This is a genomic window from Bacillus sp. FJAT-52991 (assembly GCF_037201805.1).
In the GTDB taxonomy this organism is placed as follows: domain Bacteria; phylum Bacillota; class Bacilli; order Bacillales; family Domibacillaceae; genus Bacillus_CE; species Bacillus_CE kandeliae.
Genome location: NZ_CP147404.1, coordinates 2,484,375 through 2,499,943, shown reverse-complemented (window position 1 = coordinate 2,499,943; position 15,569 = coordinate 2,484,375). Strand labels below are relative to the sequence as shown.

Here is a 15,569-nt window from a genome sequence, read left to right as displayed (position 1 = left end):
TTTTAGAAAATTTGTAAGATGACTTTACATCTCTTCTTTTTTTTTCGATAATAGGAACAATTAGATTCTTTTTGAAAAGAAAAATACTTTAAACATGGCAAAGGTGAGTAAACATATGGCGAATGATCGGGTGCTAACCGCCGAACAAGTGATTGAACGAACGAGCGCGTATTTAAACCCAGAACATGTAGAATTTGTGAGAAAAGCTTATGTGTATGCACAAGAAGCGCATAAGGAGCAGTATCGTAAATCAGGTGAACCGTATATCATTCATCCGATTCAAGTAGCGGGGATCCTAGCTGACTTAGAGATGGACCCATATACGGTTGCCGCTGGTTTTTTGCATGATGTAGTGGAAGATACAGAAGTGACGCTTGAGGATATGGAGAAAGAGTTTGGTGCAGAGGTTGCGATGCTAGTAGATGGCGTGACCAAACTCGGGAAAATTAAATATAAATCGAAGGAAGAGCAACAAGCAGAGAACCATCGAAAAATGTTTGTAGCAATGGCGCAGGATATTCGTGTGATTTTAATTAAATTAGCCGATCGCTTGCACAACATGAGGACGTTAAAGCATTTGCCTCAAGAGAAACAGCGGAGAATTTCCAATGAAACATTAGAGATCTTTGCGCCTTTAGCTCATCGTCTAGGGATTTCTAAAATTAAGTGGGAGCTTGAAGATACAGCTCTTCGTTACTTAAATCCGCAGCAATATTACCGGATTGTGAACTTAATGAAACGAAAACGAGCTGAACGCGAGCTATACTTAGAAGAAGTCATCGATGAAGTCAGGGATCGTCTAAATGATTTAGATATAAAAGCAGATTTATCTGGCCGACCAAAGCATATTTATAGTATTTACAGAAAAATGGCTCTTCAACATAAGCAGTTCAACGAGATCTATGATTTATTAGCGGTTCGAATCATTGTTGATAGTATTAAAGATTGTTATGCTGTGCTTGGCATTATCCATACATGCTGGAAGCCAATGCCAGGACGATTTAAAGATTATATTGCGATGCCGAAGACGAATATGTATCAATCGCTTCATACGACGGTGATTGGACCTAAGGGTGATCCGTTAGAAGTGCAAATTCGTACGACGGAGATGCATCAAATTGCTGAATATGGGGTAGCTGCTCACTGGGCGTATAAAGAGGGCCACACGGTTGATGAAAAGGCCTCCTTTGATAAAAAAATGACGTGGTTCCGCGAAATTTTAGAATACCAAAATGATTCAGCAGATGCGGAAGAATTTATGGAGTCATTAAAGCTTGATTTATTTTCTGACATGGTGTTTGTGTTCACTCCTAAAGGAGACGTCATTGAACTACCAGCTGGTTCTGTCCCGCTTGATTTTGCTTACCGCATTCATTCAGAGATTGGCAACAAGACCATTGGGGCAAAAGTGAATGGAAAAATGGTGACGCTCGATTATAAATTGAAAACGGGCGACATTATTGAAATTTTAACCTCAAAGCATTCTTATGGACCAAGCAAAGATTGGATGAAGATGGCTCAAACTTCACAGGCGAAAAATAAAATTAAACAATTTTTCAAAAAGCAAAATCGTGAAGAGAATGTAGAAAAAGGCCGAGAGCAAGTCGAACGAGAAATTAAAAATATGGGCTTTGATGTGAAAGAAGTCATCACTTCTGAAAATGTGAAGCGAGTGTCAGAGAAGTTCAACTTTACGAACGAAGAAGATATGTATGCAGCTGTCGGCTACAATGGGATTACGGCCCTTCAAGTGGTGAATCGTTTAACAGAAAAGCTACGGAAAATGCGCGATCAAGAAGCGGCGATTCAGGAATCGATGAAAGAGCTGAAGCCTCAAACTTCATCTAATAAGAAAAGTTCAGGTGTTACAGTGAAGGGAGTCGACAACTTGTTGATTCGTCTATCGCGTTGTTGTAACCCAGTGCCCGGTGATGATATCGTTGGCTATATTACAAAGGGGCGTGGGGTGTCGGTCCACCGTGAAGATTGTTTAAATGTCGTCGATGAAGAATCGTCTAACCGTCTTATTCCAGTCGAATGGGAAGGCGGAGCGGATCATCAGAAAGAATACATGGTGGAAATTGAAATCTCCGGATATGATCGTCAAGGTCTGTTAAATGAAGTATTACAGGCAGTGAGTGAATCAAAAACGAATATTTCAGCTGTCTCTGGACGATCAGACCGCAATAAAGTCGCGAAAATTGATATGACTATTTATATTCATAATATTAGTCACCTTCATAAAGTGGTTGAGAAAATTAAACAAATTCCGGATATTTATTCCGTGCGCAGAATTTTAAATTAAGGGTGTTGGATGATGAAAGTGGTTTTGCAGCGAAGCAAAAAAGCTTCGGTCACAGTCGAAGGTGAAACCGTTGGCCAAATTGATAGCGGGCTTGTCTTGCTAGTTGGCGTGACGCATGAAGATAGCGAAGAAGATGTTAGCTATTTAGCAGATAAGATTATACATTTACGAATCTTTGAGGATGAATCAGGAAAAATGAATCATTCATTAATGGATGTGGGCGGTTCGATTTTATCTGTTTCTCAATTTACCCTTTATGGGGATTGCCGCAAAGGGCGTCGTCCCAACTTTATGGCGGCGGCAAAAGGAGAACAAGCAAAGCAACTGTATGACCTATTTAATGAGAAGCTGCAGGAAAAAGGCGTTCATGTAGAAACGGGCGTGTTCGGGGCGATGATGGATGTGTCGCTTGTGAATGATGGACCCGTCACGTTGATTGTAGAAAGCAAGTAATACACAGCCAGCTTGAAAAAGAAGCTTGAATGCCTGTAAAAAGTTTTTTATAATAGGAGCATTACTAAAAGTAAATGAGTCAACCGTTGAGGGAGAAAAGTAGTTAAGACCCGTTTCTGCAGAGAAGAAATGCCTTGGCTGAAAGCATTTTTGTTGCGACTTAATGAACGAACACTCCTTAGGTTTTTCCTTGAATACAATAGTAGGGGGAAACGTGTAGCAGGCGTTAACTGGAAAAGTGAAAGCTAGATGACTAGCTTTAACTAGGGTGGTACCACGGGAAACAAACTCTCGTCCCTTTTCTTTAGGGATGAGAGTTTTTTATTTTGGAAAAAAACGCCTGTTGACTCATCGGAGCGTTGAATAAAAGGAGGAAATCATTGTGAGCGTAAAAATTCCGCGCGGCACGCAGGATATTTTACCTGGAACGGTAGAGAAGTGGCAATATGTTGAACAAATTGCTAAAGAAGTGTGTCGAAATTATCAATATAAAGAAATTCGGACACCGATTTTTGAACATACGGAATTATTTCAACGAAGCGTGGGAGACACGACCGACATCGTTCAAAAAGAAATGTATACGTTTAAGGATCGCGGTGATCGAAGCTTAACGCTTCGCCCAGAAGGCACAGCCGCAGTTGTGCGCTCATTCGTGGAAAATAAAATGTTTGGCGATCCCAATCAGCCAACGAAACTTTTCTATAATGGCCCTATGTTCCGCTATGAACGCCCGCAGTCTGGCCGTTATCGTCAGTTTGTTCAATTTGGAATTGAAGCGATTGGCAGTGAGGACCCAGCGATTGATGCGGAAGTATTAGCGCTTGTAATGGATATTTATGAAGCGGCTGGATTAAAACAAATTAAATTAGTCGTCAATTCCTTAGGGGATGTAGAAAGTCGAAAGGCGCATAGAGAAGCACTCGTTCAGCACTTCCAACCGAGAATTGGAGAGTTTTGTGGTGATTGCCAAAGCCGTTTAGAAAAAAATCCACTGCGTATTCTTGATTGTAAAAAGGACCGTGATCATGAATTAATGGCGACAGCGCCTTCGATTCTTGATTATTTAAATGATTATTCTCGCACGTATTTTGAAAAGGTGCAAAAGTATTTAACCGCTTTAAACATTGACTTTGTCGTTGACCCTACACTCGTTCGCGGGCTAGATTATTACAATCATACGGCGTTTGAAGTGATGAGTGAGGCAGAGGGATTTGGTGCGATCACGACGTTATGTGGAGGTGGCCGCTACAATGGATTAGTTAGTCAATTAGGTGGGCCAGATGTTCCTGGTATTGGCTTTGCCTTCAGTATCGAACGATTGATTGCGGCGATTGAAGCAGAAGGCATCGATTGGCCATTTGAAAGCAGTCTTGATTGTTACCTCGTTTCCCTTGGAGAGGAAGCAAAGGATTACACAGTTAAGCTGTTGTATGATTTGCGCCGAGCAGGTATTAGTGCGGAGCGAGATTATCAAGATCGCAAAATGAAAGCGCAATTCAAGGCAGCTGATCGCTTACATGCTCGCTTCGTGGCGATCCTTGGAGAAGATGAATTACAAGTAAACAAAATAAATGTAAAAGATATGCAAACTGGTGAACAGCAAGAAGTAGCGCTGGATCAATTAGTAGACGCATTGAAAACAATGATGGAGGCAAAATAACATGTTTGGTAGATCATATTATTGTGGAGAAATCACTGAGCAACATATTGGAGAAAAGGTTACATTAAAAGGCTGGGTACAACGCCGGAGAGATTTAGGCGGCGTGATTTTCATCGACCTTCGCGATCGTACAGGAATTGTACAAATTGTATTCGACCAAAAAACGTCTGCGGAAGCATTGGCTTTAGCTGAAAAGATCCGTAATGAATATGTGCTTGATATTCAAGGGACAGTCATTGCTCGTGATGAGAGCACAGTCAATGGAAATATTGCGACAGGAAAAATTGAAATTGAAGTCGAAAAAGTGACGATTTTAAGCGAAGCGAAAACACCTCCGTTTATGATTGAGGATGATATGGAAGTGTCAGAAGACATTCGCTTAAAATATCGTTACATGGATCTTCGTCGCCCAGCGATGTATGAAACATTCAAAATGCGCAGCGATATTACAAAAACGATGCGTGATTATTTAGATGAAAATGGCTTCCTTGATGTGGAAACGCCAATTTTAACGAGAAGTACACCTGAAGGAGCGCGTGATTATTTAGTACCGAGCCGTGTGCACAATGGTGAGTTTTATGCGTTGCCTCAGTCTCCACAAATTTTCAAGCAATTATTAATGGTGTCTGGTTTTGACCGTTATTATCAAATTGCTCGTTGTTTCCGTGATGAAGATTTGCGTGCGGATCGTCAGCCGGAGTTTACGCAAATTGATATTGAAGCAAGCTTTATGAGTCAAGAAGACATCATGGCGATGACGGAAGATATGTTAAAGCGTATTATGAAACGCGTCAAAGGTGTAGAAATTGCGGAAGCCTTCCCAAGAATGACATATGATGAAGCGATGAGCCGTTTCGGTTCAGACAAGCCAGATACTCGCTTTGGAATGGAGCTAATCGATGTATCTGAGATCGTCAAGGATTCAGGATTTAAAGTATTTGCAAGCACGGCATCAAGCGGCGGCCAAGTGAAAATGATCAATGTCAAAGGTGGCGGCATCGATTACTCTCGTAAAGATATTGACCACTTAACAGAATTTGCAGCAATTTACGGGGCGAAAGGCCTTGCTTGGATGAAGGTAGAGGAAGATGGGTTAAAAGGTCCAATCATTAAATTCTTCACAGAAGAAGAACAAGCGCAAATTTCAGCGGCAGCAGAAGCAACAGCTGGTGATTTACTCATGTTTGTAGCGGATAAAAAGTCAGTCGTAGCGGATGCTTTAGGCGCACTTCGCTTGAAGCTTGGAAAAGAGCGTGGCTTAATTGATGAAAATCAATTTAACTTCCTATGGGTAACAGACTGGCCATTGCTTGAGTTCAATGAAGAAGACGGTCGTTATTATGCAGCTCACCATCCATTCACAATGCCTGCTAGAGAAGATTTAGCGATCATTGATGAAAACCCAGGAGCAGCAAAAGCACAAGCGTATGATATCGTCTTAAACGGCTATGAGCTAGGCGGCGGGTCGATCCGTATTTTTGAACGTGACATTCAAGAAAAAATGTTCAAGCTTCTTGGTTTTACTGATGAGCAAGCGAAAGAACAGTTTGGTTTCTTACTAGAAGCGTTTGAATATGGTACGCCTCCACATGGCGGAATTGCCCTTGGACTGGATCGTTTAGTCATGCTATTAACTGGCCGCACAAATCTTCGTGATACCATTGCTTTCCCTAAGACAGCGAGTGCGAGTGATTTATTGATGGATGCGCCGAGTGAAGTAAGCAATAATCAACTAGAAGAATTACATTTATCGGTTCGATTAACAGCGAAGAAGTAATTGAATTTTTTGATAATTAATCAGTTGAAATGAAATAATTGATGTGTTATCATTACTTCAATAACGGTGAGTCCTGATGTGTTCGTTTCGTTTACTATCTGTTTTGACCGAACAATATATGTTTAGGGAGTCCGAGTTTTTAAGTGGCGTACATGCCTCCATGGCTTGAGGACGTATAATACTTAACACAGGACACCCACCTGCGAAGAGCGGGTTCAAAACATATAGATCCATAGGACGGCACGATTGGGACTTACCCTTCTTCTTAAATATCAGGGACTGTCCAGAAAGTCAGTGAAAAACTGACTTTCTGGACAGTCCCTTTTCTGTAATCAGTAAAAGTACGGATAAATTCTGTAAAAAGTCCTCCACTTTTTCATTCGGAAAGATGGGAAAGATATTGAATGAGGGTTGGATTTCAAGTATGATTAATCCTATCTGAAATAACAGACTATAAAGACATGGAGTGGTCCTAAAATGTTACATCAATTTTCTCGTAATGAGCTGGCCTTCGGTAAGGAAGGGCTTGAACGATTAAAAAATACAACGGTGGCGATCCTCGGTATTGGGGGTGTTGGTTCCTTTTCGGCAGAAGCACTTGCTCGTTCTGGTGTGGGGCGTCTTTTGCTTGTAGATAAAGATACGATTGATATTACGAACGTAAACCGTCAGCTTCCTGCCTTATTATCAACGGTCGGTGAGCCGAAAGTAGACGTCATGAAAGCGCGAATTGCTGATATCAACCCGGAATGTGAAGTCATTGCATTGAAAATGTTTTATACAGAAGAAACGTATGAGCAATTTTTTAGCTATGGCTTAGACTTCGTTGTCGATGCATCGGATACGATCTCTTATAAAATTCATTTAATGAAAGAGTGTTTAAGACGCGAGATTCCGATCATTTCGAGCATGGGAGCGGCGAATAAGCTTGACCCGACACGCTTTCAAATTACCGATATTTCGAAAACGCACACGGACCCTATCGCTAAAGTGATTCGCACTCGTTTGCGTAAAGAAGGAATTAGAAAAGGCATTCCGGTTGTCTTTTCTGATGAGAGCCCTATTGTCATTCGCGAAGATGTTCGCAAAGTTGTTGGGAAGGAAGATGCGGACATTCGTAAAGCGAAAATGCCACCTTCTTCTAATGCTTTTGTTCCATCCACTTGCGGTTTAATCATGGCCAGCTATGTCGTCAGAGAACAATTAAAAGATATTAAAGTAACCCGTGTAAGTGATTAATATGAGTCGTCCTGCATTTTGCAGGGCGGCTTTTTTGTATCTTTTGGTGGGTTTTTTGGAAAAAAAGGGTTGACGGCTTATTTTGTCCTAGTGTACTATGTAACTAGTACAGTAATACACGGAGGGATAATCATGTTTCTCGGATTGTTAAAAAAGGATTTTTTATTAGTGAAAGATCTTTTGTTAGTTGGATTATTAGCGGAGATCGTACTACTTATTGGGGGAGCGGCGTTTTTTGCTTCTCAAGGCATTTTCGATTCCATTTTTATCTTTCTTTTTTTTGCCTATATGTTTCATATAGTGCTATTGCCGATCGCGATGATGACTTTGCTTAGGCAAGAAGAGAAGGGACAATATTGGCTGCATGGAACAGCGAGAGCATCTAAATTAATGTTTTCTAAACTAATGATTTCTTTGTTAGTTACGCTTTCTTCGCTCATTTTAATCGATGTGCTAACATTAGGAACGTTTTTTGTGAAATTTCCATCAGAATTTATTAAGACTTCAGATGGAAGCATCCCTTATGCAGACGGATTTATCTTTAATGGAATTATTTTATTAGCAGCACTCTGTTTTACTTTTTTAGGATTGTTTTTATGGTCGATCTATCACTCGCTCAATGTATTTCCAGCATTAAAGAAATTTCGCTGGCTTCTCGTTATCGTGATTTATCTGGTGATGCAAGGGCTGATTAGTTGGTTTATTGATCAGCCAATCATTCAACAATTATTTGATAGTTGGGTAATTCCAGTGTCCGATTGGCTAGAGCCTGTTTTAATGGGATCTGGGTTCGGGAGTTCCTTCTCTGCAGGAGGCGTTCAAATATGGCCAATCATCTTTTCCTTGTTGTATATAGCCGGTTTATATATCGTATCTTGCTGGTTGCTCGATCGGAAAGTAGAGGTGTAATCAATGGTTGAAGAATTTAAAACATCTAAACCAATTTATAGTCAAATCGCCGATCGGATTATTCAGCAGTTTGTTCGTGGAGAAATACAGGCAGGAGAAAAGCTGCCTTCCGTTAGGGAAATGGCGATTCAGTCGGGAGTGAATCCGAATACCATTCAAAGAACGTATGGGGAGTTGGAGCGTATGGGCGTCGTGGAATCTAAAAGAGGGCAGGGGACCTTTATGACCGAACAGACGGAGATGAAACGGAAATTAAGAGTGAATATCCAGCAAGAAATGATTCAACAGTTTATTCAAAATATGCGCGGGATTGGTGTAAAGGATAGTGAAATCACTGAAGCGATTGACCAATTTTTAAGCGGAGAGGGGGAAGGAAATGATTGAGTTTAAACATGTCTCTAAGCAATATGGTAGAAGAAAAGCATTGGATGACATGACCCTCAACTTTGAAAAAGGCAAAGTGTACGGCATTCTTGGCCCGAACGGCAGCGGAAAGTCAACGATGATGAAGATGGGGGCTGGGCTTGTTTTCCCGACAAAAGGAGAAGTGTTGATCAATGGTCGTCGAGTAGATCGAAGCATTGCTTCAGAAGTGGCCTTCCTTGCCAGTGAGGGAATGATTTATCCTGCCTTAAAAGTAAGACAAATGATCGATTATTTCTCTACGCAGTATCCAGATTTTTCTATGGAAAAATCACAGGAATTGCAAGTGTTTTTAGAGCTAGATCCCGATCAGAAAATAGCTAAGCTCTCCAAGGGGCAACAAGGTCGTCTCAAGCTTTTACTTGTCCTTTCCCGTCAGGCACCTGTGCTGTTATTAGATGAACCATTCATCGGTCTTGATCCGATGGTCAGAGATACGATTGTGAAGGGACTTGTTTCTTTTATCGATTTTGGAGAGCAAACGGTCATTATAACAACCCATGAAATTACTGAAATTGAACCGATTTTGGATGAAGCGATAGTGATCGAAGAGGGCCGCATCAAAGCTCATTGCCATGTGGAGACTCTTCGCGAGGAACAAGGAATTTCTGTTTTACAATGGCTGAAAAATAATTTTGTGAAGGAGGGGCAATCATGACCACAGTAGTGGAATTGAAAAATGTCTCGAAAACAATTAAAGGGAAGAAAATTATCGATTCACTTAGCTTTAATATTCAAAAAGGAGAAGTGTTTGGATTTCTTGGACCAAACGGAGCTGGGAAAACGACAACGATTCGAATGATCGTTGGCTTAATGAAATTATCAGAAGGCGATATCGTTATTTGCGGCCACAGCATTCAAAAAGATTTTGAGAAGGCTGTTGAGAATATTGGAGCGATCGTTGAAAATCCAGAAATGTATAAGTTTTTATCCGGTTATGAAAATCTGCAACAATATGCTCGCATGCATAGAGGAATCACTAAGGAAAAGATTGATGAAGTGGTGAAGTTTGTCGGACTAAGTGATCGTATCAATGACAAAGTGAAGACGTACTCTCTTGGTATGCGTCAACGTCTTGGGATTGCTCAATCACTTCTTCATGACCCGAAAGTATTGATTTTGGATGAACCAACGAATGGATTAGATCCAGCGGGGATTAAAGAAATTCGTCAACATGTGAGAGAACTAGCAGAAAAGAGAGGCTTGGCTGTCATCGTATCGAGTCACTTATTAGCAGAGATGGAAATGATGTGTGATCGGATCGCGATTATTCAAAAAGGAAAATTAGTGGATGTGCAATCTGTCCATAATTGGATGGAAGAAGAGATAGAGATGTATTCCTTTGAAGTGAACCATGTGGAGGATGCGGTGAAATACATTAAGCAATTCTTTCCAGGGGGGCAAGCGAAAATTGTGGAAGGTCGCCTTGTAATTGAAAGTGACAAGGAGCAAATTCCAGATATCATTATGTTGCTTGCGGAAAGAGGCATTCGCATCTATGAAGTGAAACAAGTATCCAAATCACTAGAAGAACGATTCTTAGAAATTACAGAGAAACAGGGGGTAGTCGTCTAATGTTTCGGTTAGTACAAAACGAATGGATCAAGGTGTTCAAACGACCTGGAACGTACGTCATGATTGGCTTGTTGATTTTAATGGTCAGTGCTTTTGCGGCTTATTTAAAATATGACGAAAGTAAACAAAAAGGAAAGCAACCAGAGTGGGAAGAAGTTGTGCAAGCCGATATAGCTGCTTTACAAAAAGAATTGCAAGACTATCCAGATATGACGAAAGATCAAAAAGAACAAATCCAAGAGGAAATCAAAATTAATGAATACCGTTTAGCTGAAAATGTTCCATTAGATACGAAAACAACGATGTGGTCATTTGTAGATGACAGTACATCATTCATTGGTTTTGCCGGTTTATTTATGATTATTGTTGCCGCAGGAATTGTCGCTAGTGAATATACTTGGGGAACGATTAAATTGCTGTTAATTCGCCCGCTTAGCCGTTCAAAAATTCTTTTTTCTAAATATATAACGGTTGTTTTATTCGGATTATTTATGATTGGCATTTTATTCTTATTCTCCTCTTTAATCGGTGCGATATTATTCGGAACATCCGGTGAATCTGTCCATCTTGCTTATGAAGGTGGAAAGGTCGTTGAACAAAATTTAATCCTTTACTTATTGAAAGTTTACTTATTAACATCGATCGATATCTTTATGGTTGCGACGATGGCATTTATGATCTCAGCAGCCTTCCGCAATAGCTCATTAGCAGTTGGTATTTCGCTATTCCTATTATCTATGGGTTCTACTGCTACGATGATGATTGCCATGAAATATGATTGGGCGAAATACTTATTATTTGCCAATACGAACTTAATGGGGTACGAAACGGGGCAAGTGATGGTGGAAGGCATGACCATGGGATTCTCCCTCACTGTCCTTGCTGTTTACTTTATTATTTTTCACTTGTTAGCCTTCTTTATCTTTTCGAAAAGAGATGTGGCTGCGTAATGCTTGGCACCTCCATTGATAGGAGGTGCTTTTTTAGTAACATAGTAACTCATTCAGTAAAAAACTAGATAAGTCATGAAAAAGTAGCATAAAGTCAGTAAATCAAAGCCGTTTGTCAGTATAAACATTGATAGATTCAGTAAATCAGTGTCTGGAATCATGAAAAAAATAGCCTGCTTTCATTAGCAGGCTTTACTGATCAATAGCAATCTTTCTTTATGATGACTTCCCCACTTTCTGCTTCAATAAACGCTAATTCACCTGCAAGATCTGGGTATACCGGCTTGTACACAAGCTGATAATAACCTTGATCGTCCTCCATATATTTCTTTTCCCATTGCAGCTCGACGTCAAAAAAGCGAGTGAATAATTCTTTTGCTTCTTCCTCTGAAACAGTCGGTTCATGAGGAAGAGAGGTGATGCAATCAGGATGGATATCCGGCCCAAAGTACTGATCAATGTACCCAGTCGTTCGATTAACTGTTATGCTAACGAACCCGAATCTTGTGTGAATGCCTCCATGATATAATTCAAAATGAAACCAAGCACTTGTCTCGTCCTCTGCCGGTTCTGGCTTCATGCGGAAATACTGATCTGCTTTTGGGTAAAGGTGATATAAAAACTGCAGGGCGATATCTTCACATTCATCGAGGCTTAATTGTAGAGCTCCTTGTCGTTTCAAGAAAGAAAACATTCCTTTTAACTGTCCACTATCTTTAGCTGTTTTCAGTTTAATGGTATGGTCATTTCTTTGCTGAAAAAAGCTGTCTAGAGTACGACTAGTGATCTCTGGTTCTTCTTCACCTATCCGCCAGACTGTACCGATTGTATCCCCCATATCTCGCTCGCGAATGATGGTGAAAACGGAACGGTCCAAGCCGATAAAAGCATCAACATCTTTGGTTGTCGTTTTTGATGGTTTTGACAAAGGGAGAAGTTCCTTAGATGTCTCTTCTTCTCGCTCGATTTCTGAGGTTTGACCATTAGCAAGTATTTGATGAAATCGCAAGTTTGCTTCAAATATGAGATGTGGCAAATCATCACCATCTTCATACAATCCCTTGTGAAGAACGATGATCATCGTCTCCATTTCCAATTCATTTAATAATGTACTTCTTGCGTCCTCTTTATGGATGATTTTTTCAGGATAAACAATTTTTTTGGCCTTGCCATGGTAACGAAAACACACAATTTCACCGCTCCTTGTGATATCAACAGAAAATCCGGTGTCAGGGAGAAATAATTCCAATTCTTTTTGTTTGTATGTAAACCGCAAGCGATCATCCTGTGTTGTTACTATTTTTTCAAAGGTAAAAGATTTCGGTGCATCTGGATAATGATCCATCACAAATTGTAAGGCGAGTTCTTTTAATTGTTCGTTTGATAAGGAATCGCCAGTTCTTTCTGAAGAAGCATCATTTGTTAAATCGATTAAATGGCCCTCTTTGTCTAATTCGATCCAAATCCCCTTGTCATCATCATTTGGATCCTTCCATATATAGAGAGCACGGCTGTCTGTTTCATGATCTCGGTAATCTTCAATTTCAAGCTCATAGTTGGTTGGGATATTTCCAATCGTTTGTGCTTTTTTCTTTAATTGGTCTTTTAACATATATATTTTCCTCTCAATTGCACGTTCTTCTGCAATTCCAAAATAATTTTTAAGTTTATTTAAACCTTGATAAATATGAGTTTTTACTGTACCGATTGGACAATCTAGAATATTAGCAATCTCTTGGAGAGTATAGTCATGGAAATATTTTAGCACTAGTGTTCTTCGGTATTTTTCGTCTAAATATTCAAGAGCTTCTTTTAAGTATAGCGTTTCATCATAACTTGCCGTATACGAATCTAAACGGTTTTGGACAACAGCTTCATTCACCACAAGTCTTTTTCGTTTATTCGTCAATGATATGGCGTAACGTAACATGATCGTCTTCATCCAGCTGACACAACGTTCCGGATGTGTTAACTGGGGAAGAGCGATATAGGCCCGGAAAATCGTTTCTTGAACAAGCTCTTCTGCATCGTATGCGTTCATTGAATAATATCGGGCATAGCGATATAAAGTTGAACGGTGGGTTTCGATCAGCTGTTGAAAGGCTTGATGATCACCAGCTTGCGCTTTTATCACTAAATCATCATCATTCATTGTTTTATTCCTCGCTTTCAATAAATAAGAGCAAGAAGTAGCTCATTTAGTTTTATTTTTTTGAAAAAACTTAAGAAAAATTGATTTGAATTTTCCAAAACAATTGTATATAATATCAAAAAATATTGAAAATTTCCATGATGAAGAGAGTAGTTTAGATAAAGTCTGAAAGCGAGTCGGGGATGGTGGAAGCCTGATAGCCGAATCTAAATGAAGCGCACTTCTGAGAAGCTACCTGAAACAAAGTAGGGTGAGCCGGGGATTGTCCCGTTATAAAGCAAAGCTGGTTCTTAATGAACAATCAGAGTGGTACCGCGGGTTATTTTAATCTCGTCTCTATTTTTAGAGGCGGGATTTTTTATTTTTGGAAAAGGACGTGATGAGATGGAAGGCATGAAAACATTTGCGGAAGAAATTACATGCAAATTAGACGGTATGATTACATTGGAAGAGGTTCTTCAAGTGATTGAAAAGCCGAAATACGCAGAGCAGGGAGATGTGGCTTTTCCTTGTTTTTTACTAGCGAAAATGATGAAGAAATCGCCACAGTTGATTGCCGCTGATTTAGCTAAACAGATTGATCATCCGCTGTTTGGTGCTGTTGTGGCAAACGGAGCGTATGTGAACGGCTTTTTAAACAAACAAGTCGTTAGCGAGCATGTGCTGAATGATATTTTAAAACAAGGAGCGAATTATGGTCATTTATCCCATGGTCAAGGAAAAGTGATCACAATTGATTTTTCCTCACCGAATATTGCCAAGCCGTTTTCAATGGGGCATTTACGGTCCACTGTCATCGGTAATGCCATTGCGAATATCGCGGAAAAGTCAGGGTATCAAACGGTTCGGATTAATCACCTCGGTGATTGGGGGACCCAATTTGGGAAATTAATTACTGCCTATAAATATTGGGGAAGTGAGGAGAGTGTCAAAGAAAATCCCATTCAAGAATTGCTTAGTTTATATGTAAAATTTCACGATGAAGTCGAGCAACAGCCCCATTTAGAAGCAGAAGCTAGAAGGTGGTTTAAAAAGCTTGAAGACGGAGACGAGGAAGCAAGGGATTTATGGAAATGGTTTAAAGCTGAATCCCTTCTTGAGTTTTCGAAAATTTATGACTTAATGAATATTCGCTTTGATTCGCTGAACGGAGAAGCTTTTTACAATGAGAGCATGGATGATACGATTCAATTGCTTCAAGAGAAGGGGCTACTAATCGAATCGGATGGAGCGGAAGTGGTGGATTTACAGGAATACGATTTGCCGCCATGCTTAATTAAAAAGTCAGATGGAGCGACGTTGTACGCGACACGGGATTTAACGGCAGCGATTTACAGACAAAATCATTACCAGTTTGACAAAGCGTTGTATGTCGTCGGACAGGAACAAAGTCTGCATTTCAAGCAAGTCTTTCTCACGCTGGAAAAGATGGGATTTGAATGGGCTAAGGGCATGGTGCATATTCCGTTTGGCTTCATTTTAAAAGAAGGCAAAAAGATGTCGACGAGAAAAGGGAAAGTGGTGCTTCTTGAACGAGTGATCGAAGAAGCGATTGAATTAGCTAAGCAAAACATCGAAGAGAAAAACCCGCAGCTAGCTCAGAAAGAAGAGGTAGCAAAAGCTGTTGGTGTGGGGGCAATTATTTTCCATGATTTAAAAAATGAGCGGCAAGGAAATATTGAGTTCTCACTTGAAGATATGCTGAAGTTTGAAGGAACGACTGGACCATATGTGCAATATACGCATGCGAGAGCTTGCTCGATCATCAGAAAATCGGAGAGCAACATCGTTCATCCAGCTGGCTTGAATGATGACTATAGCTGGTCTGTCATCAAATCATTAATGGAGTTTCCTATTGTTATTGAAAAAAGCTTACAACAATATGAACCATCTCAAATCGCCAAGTATGTGATTGACTTGTCTCAAGAGTTTAATAAGTATTATAGTCACGTCAAAATTTTAGTGGATGATACCGAAAAAGAAAGTCGGCTTGCTTTAGTGAAAGCCGTGACGATTGTTTTACAAGAAGGGTTGAGACTGCTGGGAATGAAAGCGCCTATGGAGATGTAATGTGATTAGAATAAGGTCACAGTATGAAACAAAAAACTAGGGCGTGGAATTCATCA

At 40.1% G+C, this 15,569-nt stretch carries 12 protein-coding genes, 1 other RNA gene and 2 other annotated features; of the genes, 12 read left to right on the top strand and 1 reads right to left on the bottom strand.

From position 1 onward, the window contains the following. Positions 1 to 115: 115 nt before the first annotated feature. The 11 genes from WDJ61_RS12905 to WDJ61_RS12855 all read left to right on the top strand — a co-directional run bounded on the left by WDJ61_RS12905 (position 116) and on the right by WDJ61_RS12855 (position 11,291). The gene (locus tag WDJ61_RS12905) at positions 116 to 2,305 is read left to right on the top strand and encodes a bifunctional (p)ppGpp synthetase/guanosine-3',5'-bis(diphosphate) 3'-pyrophosphohydrolase (protein ID WP_338750352.1); all 2,190 of its coding nucleotides are present in this window, start codon (positions 116 to 118) and stop codon (positions 2,303 to 2,305) included. 12 nt (positions 2,306 to 2,317) lie between these two features. Then, entirely contained in the window at positions 2,318 to 2,758 is a 441-nt protein-coding gene (dtd, locus tag WDJ61_RS12900; protein ID WP_338750350.1) for a D-aminoacyl-tRNA deacylase, read from the top strand. A gap of 77 nt (positions 2,759 to 2,835) precedes the next feature. Next, positions 2,836 to 3,060 (top strand) — a binding site (T-box leader). An 80-nt stretch (positions 3,061 to 3,140) separates the two neighbouring features. Further along, complete coding sequence (gene hisS / locus WDJ61_RS12895; protein WP_338750348.1) at positions 3,141 to 4,418, top strand: histidine--tRNA ligase; 1,278 nt, start codon at positions 3,141 to 3,143, stop codon at positions 4,416 to 4,418. 1 nt (position 4,419) lies between these two features. Beyond that, complete coding sequence (gene aspS, locus WDJ61_RS12890; protein WP_338750346.1) at positions 4,420 to 6,195, top strand: aspartate--tRNA ligase; 1,776 nt, start codon at positions 4,420 to 4,422, stop codon at positions 6,193 to 6,195. A 67-nt stretch (positions 6,196 to 6,262) separates the two neighbouring features. After that, positions 6,263 to 6,452, top strand: a non-coding RNA gene (ssrS, locus tag WDJ61_RS12885) — 6S RNA. Positions 6,453 to 6,672: 220 nt separating this feature from the next. After that, complete coding sequence (locus WDJ61_RS12880; RefSeq protein ID WP_338750344.1) at positions 6,673 to 7,434, top strand: tRNA threonylcarbamoyladenosine dehydratase; 762 nt, start codon at positions 6,673 to 6,675, stop codon at positions 7,432 to 7,434. A 132-nt stretch (positions 7,435 to 7,566) separates the two neighbouring features. Beyond that, positions 7,567 to 8,343, top strand: a complete 777-nt coding sequence (locus WDJ61_RS12875) for a hypothetical protein (protein WP_338750342.1) — start codon at positions 7,567 to 7,569, stop codon at positions 8,341 to 8,343. Between the two features lie 3 nt (positions 8,344 to 8,346). Continuing rightward, the gene (locus WDJ61_RS12870) at positions 8,347 to 8,727 is read left to right on the top strand and encodes a GntR family transcriptional regulator (protein WP_338750340.1); all 381 of its coding nucleotides are present in this window, start codon (positions 8,347 to 8,349) and stop codon (positions 8,725 to 8,727) included. Beyond that, positions 8,720 to 9,424: an ABC transporter ATP-binding protein gene (locus tag WDJ61_RS12865; RefSeq protein WP_338750338.1), complete on the top strand. Its 705-nt coding sequence runs from the start codon at positions 8,720 to 8,722 to the stop codon at positions 9,422 to 9,424. Before WDJ61_RS12870 ends, WDJ61_RS12865 begins: the two co-directional genes overlap by 8 nt. Next, positions 9,421 to 10,341 carry an ABC transporter ATP-binding protein gene (locus WDJ61_RS12860; protein ID WP_338750336.1) on the top strand — a complete coding sequence of 307 codons (921 nt, stop codon included), beginning with the start codon at positions 9,421 to 9,423 and terminating at the stop codon, positions 10,339 to 10,341. Before WDJ61_RS12865 ends, WDJ61_RS12860 begins: the two co-directional genes overlap by 4 nt. Then, entirely contained in the window at positions 10,341 to 11,291 is a 951-nt protein-coding gene (locus WDJ61_RS12855; protein ID WP_338750334.1) for an ABC transporter permease, read from the top strand. The genes WDJ61_RS12860 and WDJ61_RS12855 overlap by 1 nt, the downstream gene beginning before the upstream one ends. A gap of 199 nt (positions 11,292 to 11,490) precedes the next feature. Here WDJ61_RS12855 and WDJ61_RS12850 read toward each other — a convergent pair whose 3' ends face one another. Beyond that, positions 11,491 to 13,443, bottom strand: coding sequence for a sigma-70 family RNA polymerase sigma factor (locus WDJ61_RS12850; RefSeq protein ID WP_338750332.1), 1,953 nt, complete (start codon positions 13,441 to 13,443; stop codon positions 11,491 to 11,493). 128 nt (positions 13,444 to 13,571) lie between these two features. Continuing rightward, positions 13,572 to 13,784: a binding site (T-box leader), on the top strand. A 43-nt stretch (positions 13,785 to 13,827) separates the two neighbouring features. Here WDJ61_RS12850 and argS point away from each other — a divergent pair. After that, positions 13,828 to 15,513, top strand: a complete 1,686-nt coding sequence (gene argS / locus WDJ61_RS12845) for an arginine--tRNA ligase (RefSeq protein ID WP_338750330.1) — start codon at positions 13,828 to 13,830, stop codon at positions 15,511 to 15,513. Positions 15,514 to 15,569 lie beyond the last annotated feature (56 nt).

Coding starts and splice junctions, on each gene's coding strand:
- WDJ61_RS12905 (WP_338750352.1), top strand. CDS start 116: ATGGCGAATGATCGGGTGCTAACCGCCGAACAAGTGATTGAACGAACG.
- dtd (WP_338750350.1), top strand. CDS start 2,318: ATGAAAGTGGTTTTGCAGCGAAGCAAAAAAGCTTCGGTCACAGTCGAA.
- aspS (WP_338750346.1), top strand. CDS start 4,420: ATGTTTGGTAGATCATATTATTGTGGAGAAATCACTGAGCAACATATT.
- WDJ61_RS12880 (WP_338750344.1), top strand. CDS start 6,673: ATGTTACATCAATTTTCTCGTAATGAGCTGGCCTTCGGTAAGGAAGGG.
- WDJ61_RS12875 (WP_338750342.1), top strand. CDS start 7,567: ATGTTTCTCGGATTGTTAAAAAAGGATTTTTTATTAGTGAAAGATCTT.
- WDJ61_RS12870 (WP_338750340.1), top strand. CDS start 8,347: ATGGTTGAAGAATTTAAAACATCTAAACCAATTTATAGTCAAATCGCC.
- WDJ61_RS12865 (WP_338750338.1), top strand. CDS start 8,720: ATGATTGAGTTTAAACATGTCTCTAAGCAATATGGTAGAAGAAAAGCA.
- WDJ61_RS12860 (WP_338750336.1), top strand. CDS start 9,421: ATGACCACAGTAGTGGAATTGAAAAATGTCTCGAAAACAATTAAAGGG.
- WDJ61_RS12855 (WP_338750334.1), top strand. CDS start 10,341: ATGTTTCGGTTAGTACAAAACGAATGGATCAAGGTGTTCAAACGACCT.
- WDJ61_RS12850 (WP_338750332.1), bottom strand. CDS start 13,443: ATGAATGATGATGATTTAGTGATAAAAGCGCAAGCTGGTGATCATCAA.
- argS (WP_338750330.1), top strand. CDS start 13,828: ATGGAAGGCATGAAAACATTTGCGGAAGAAATTACATGCAAATTAGAC.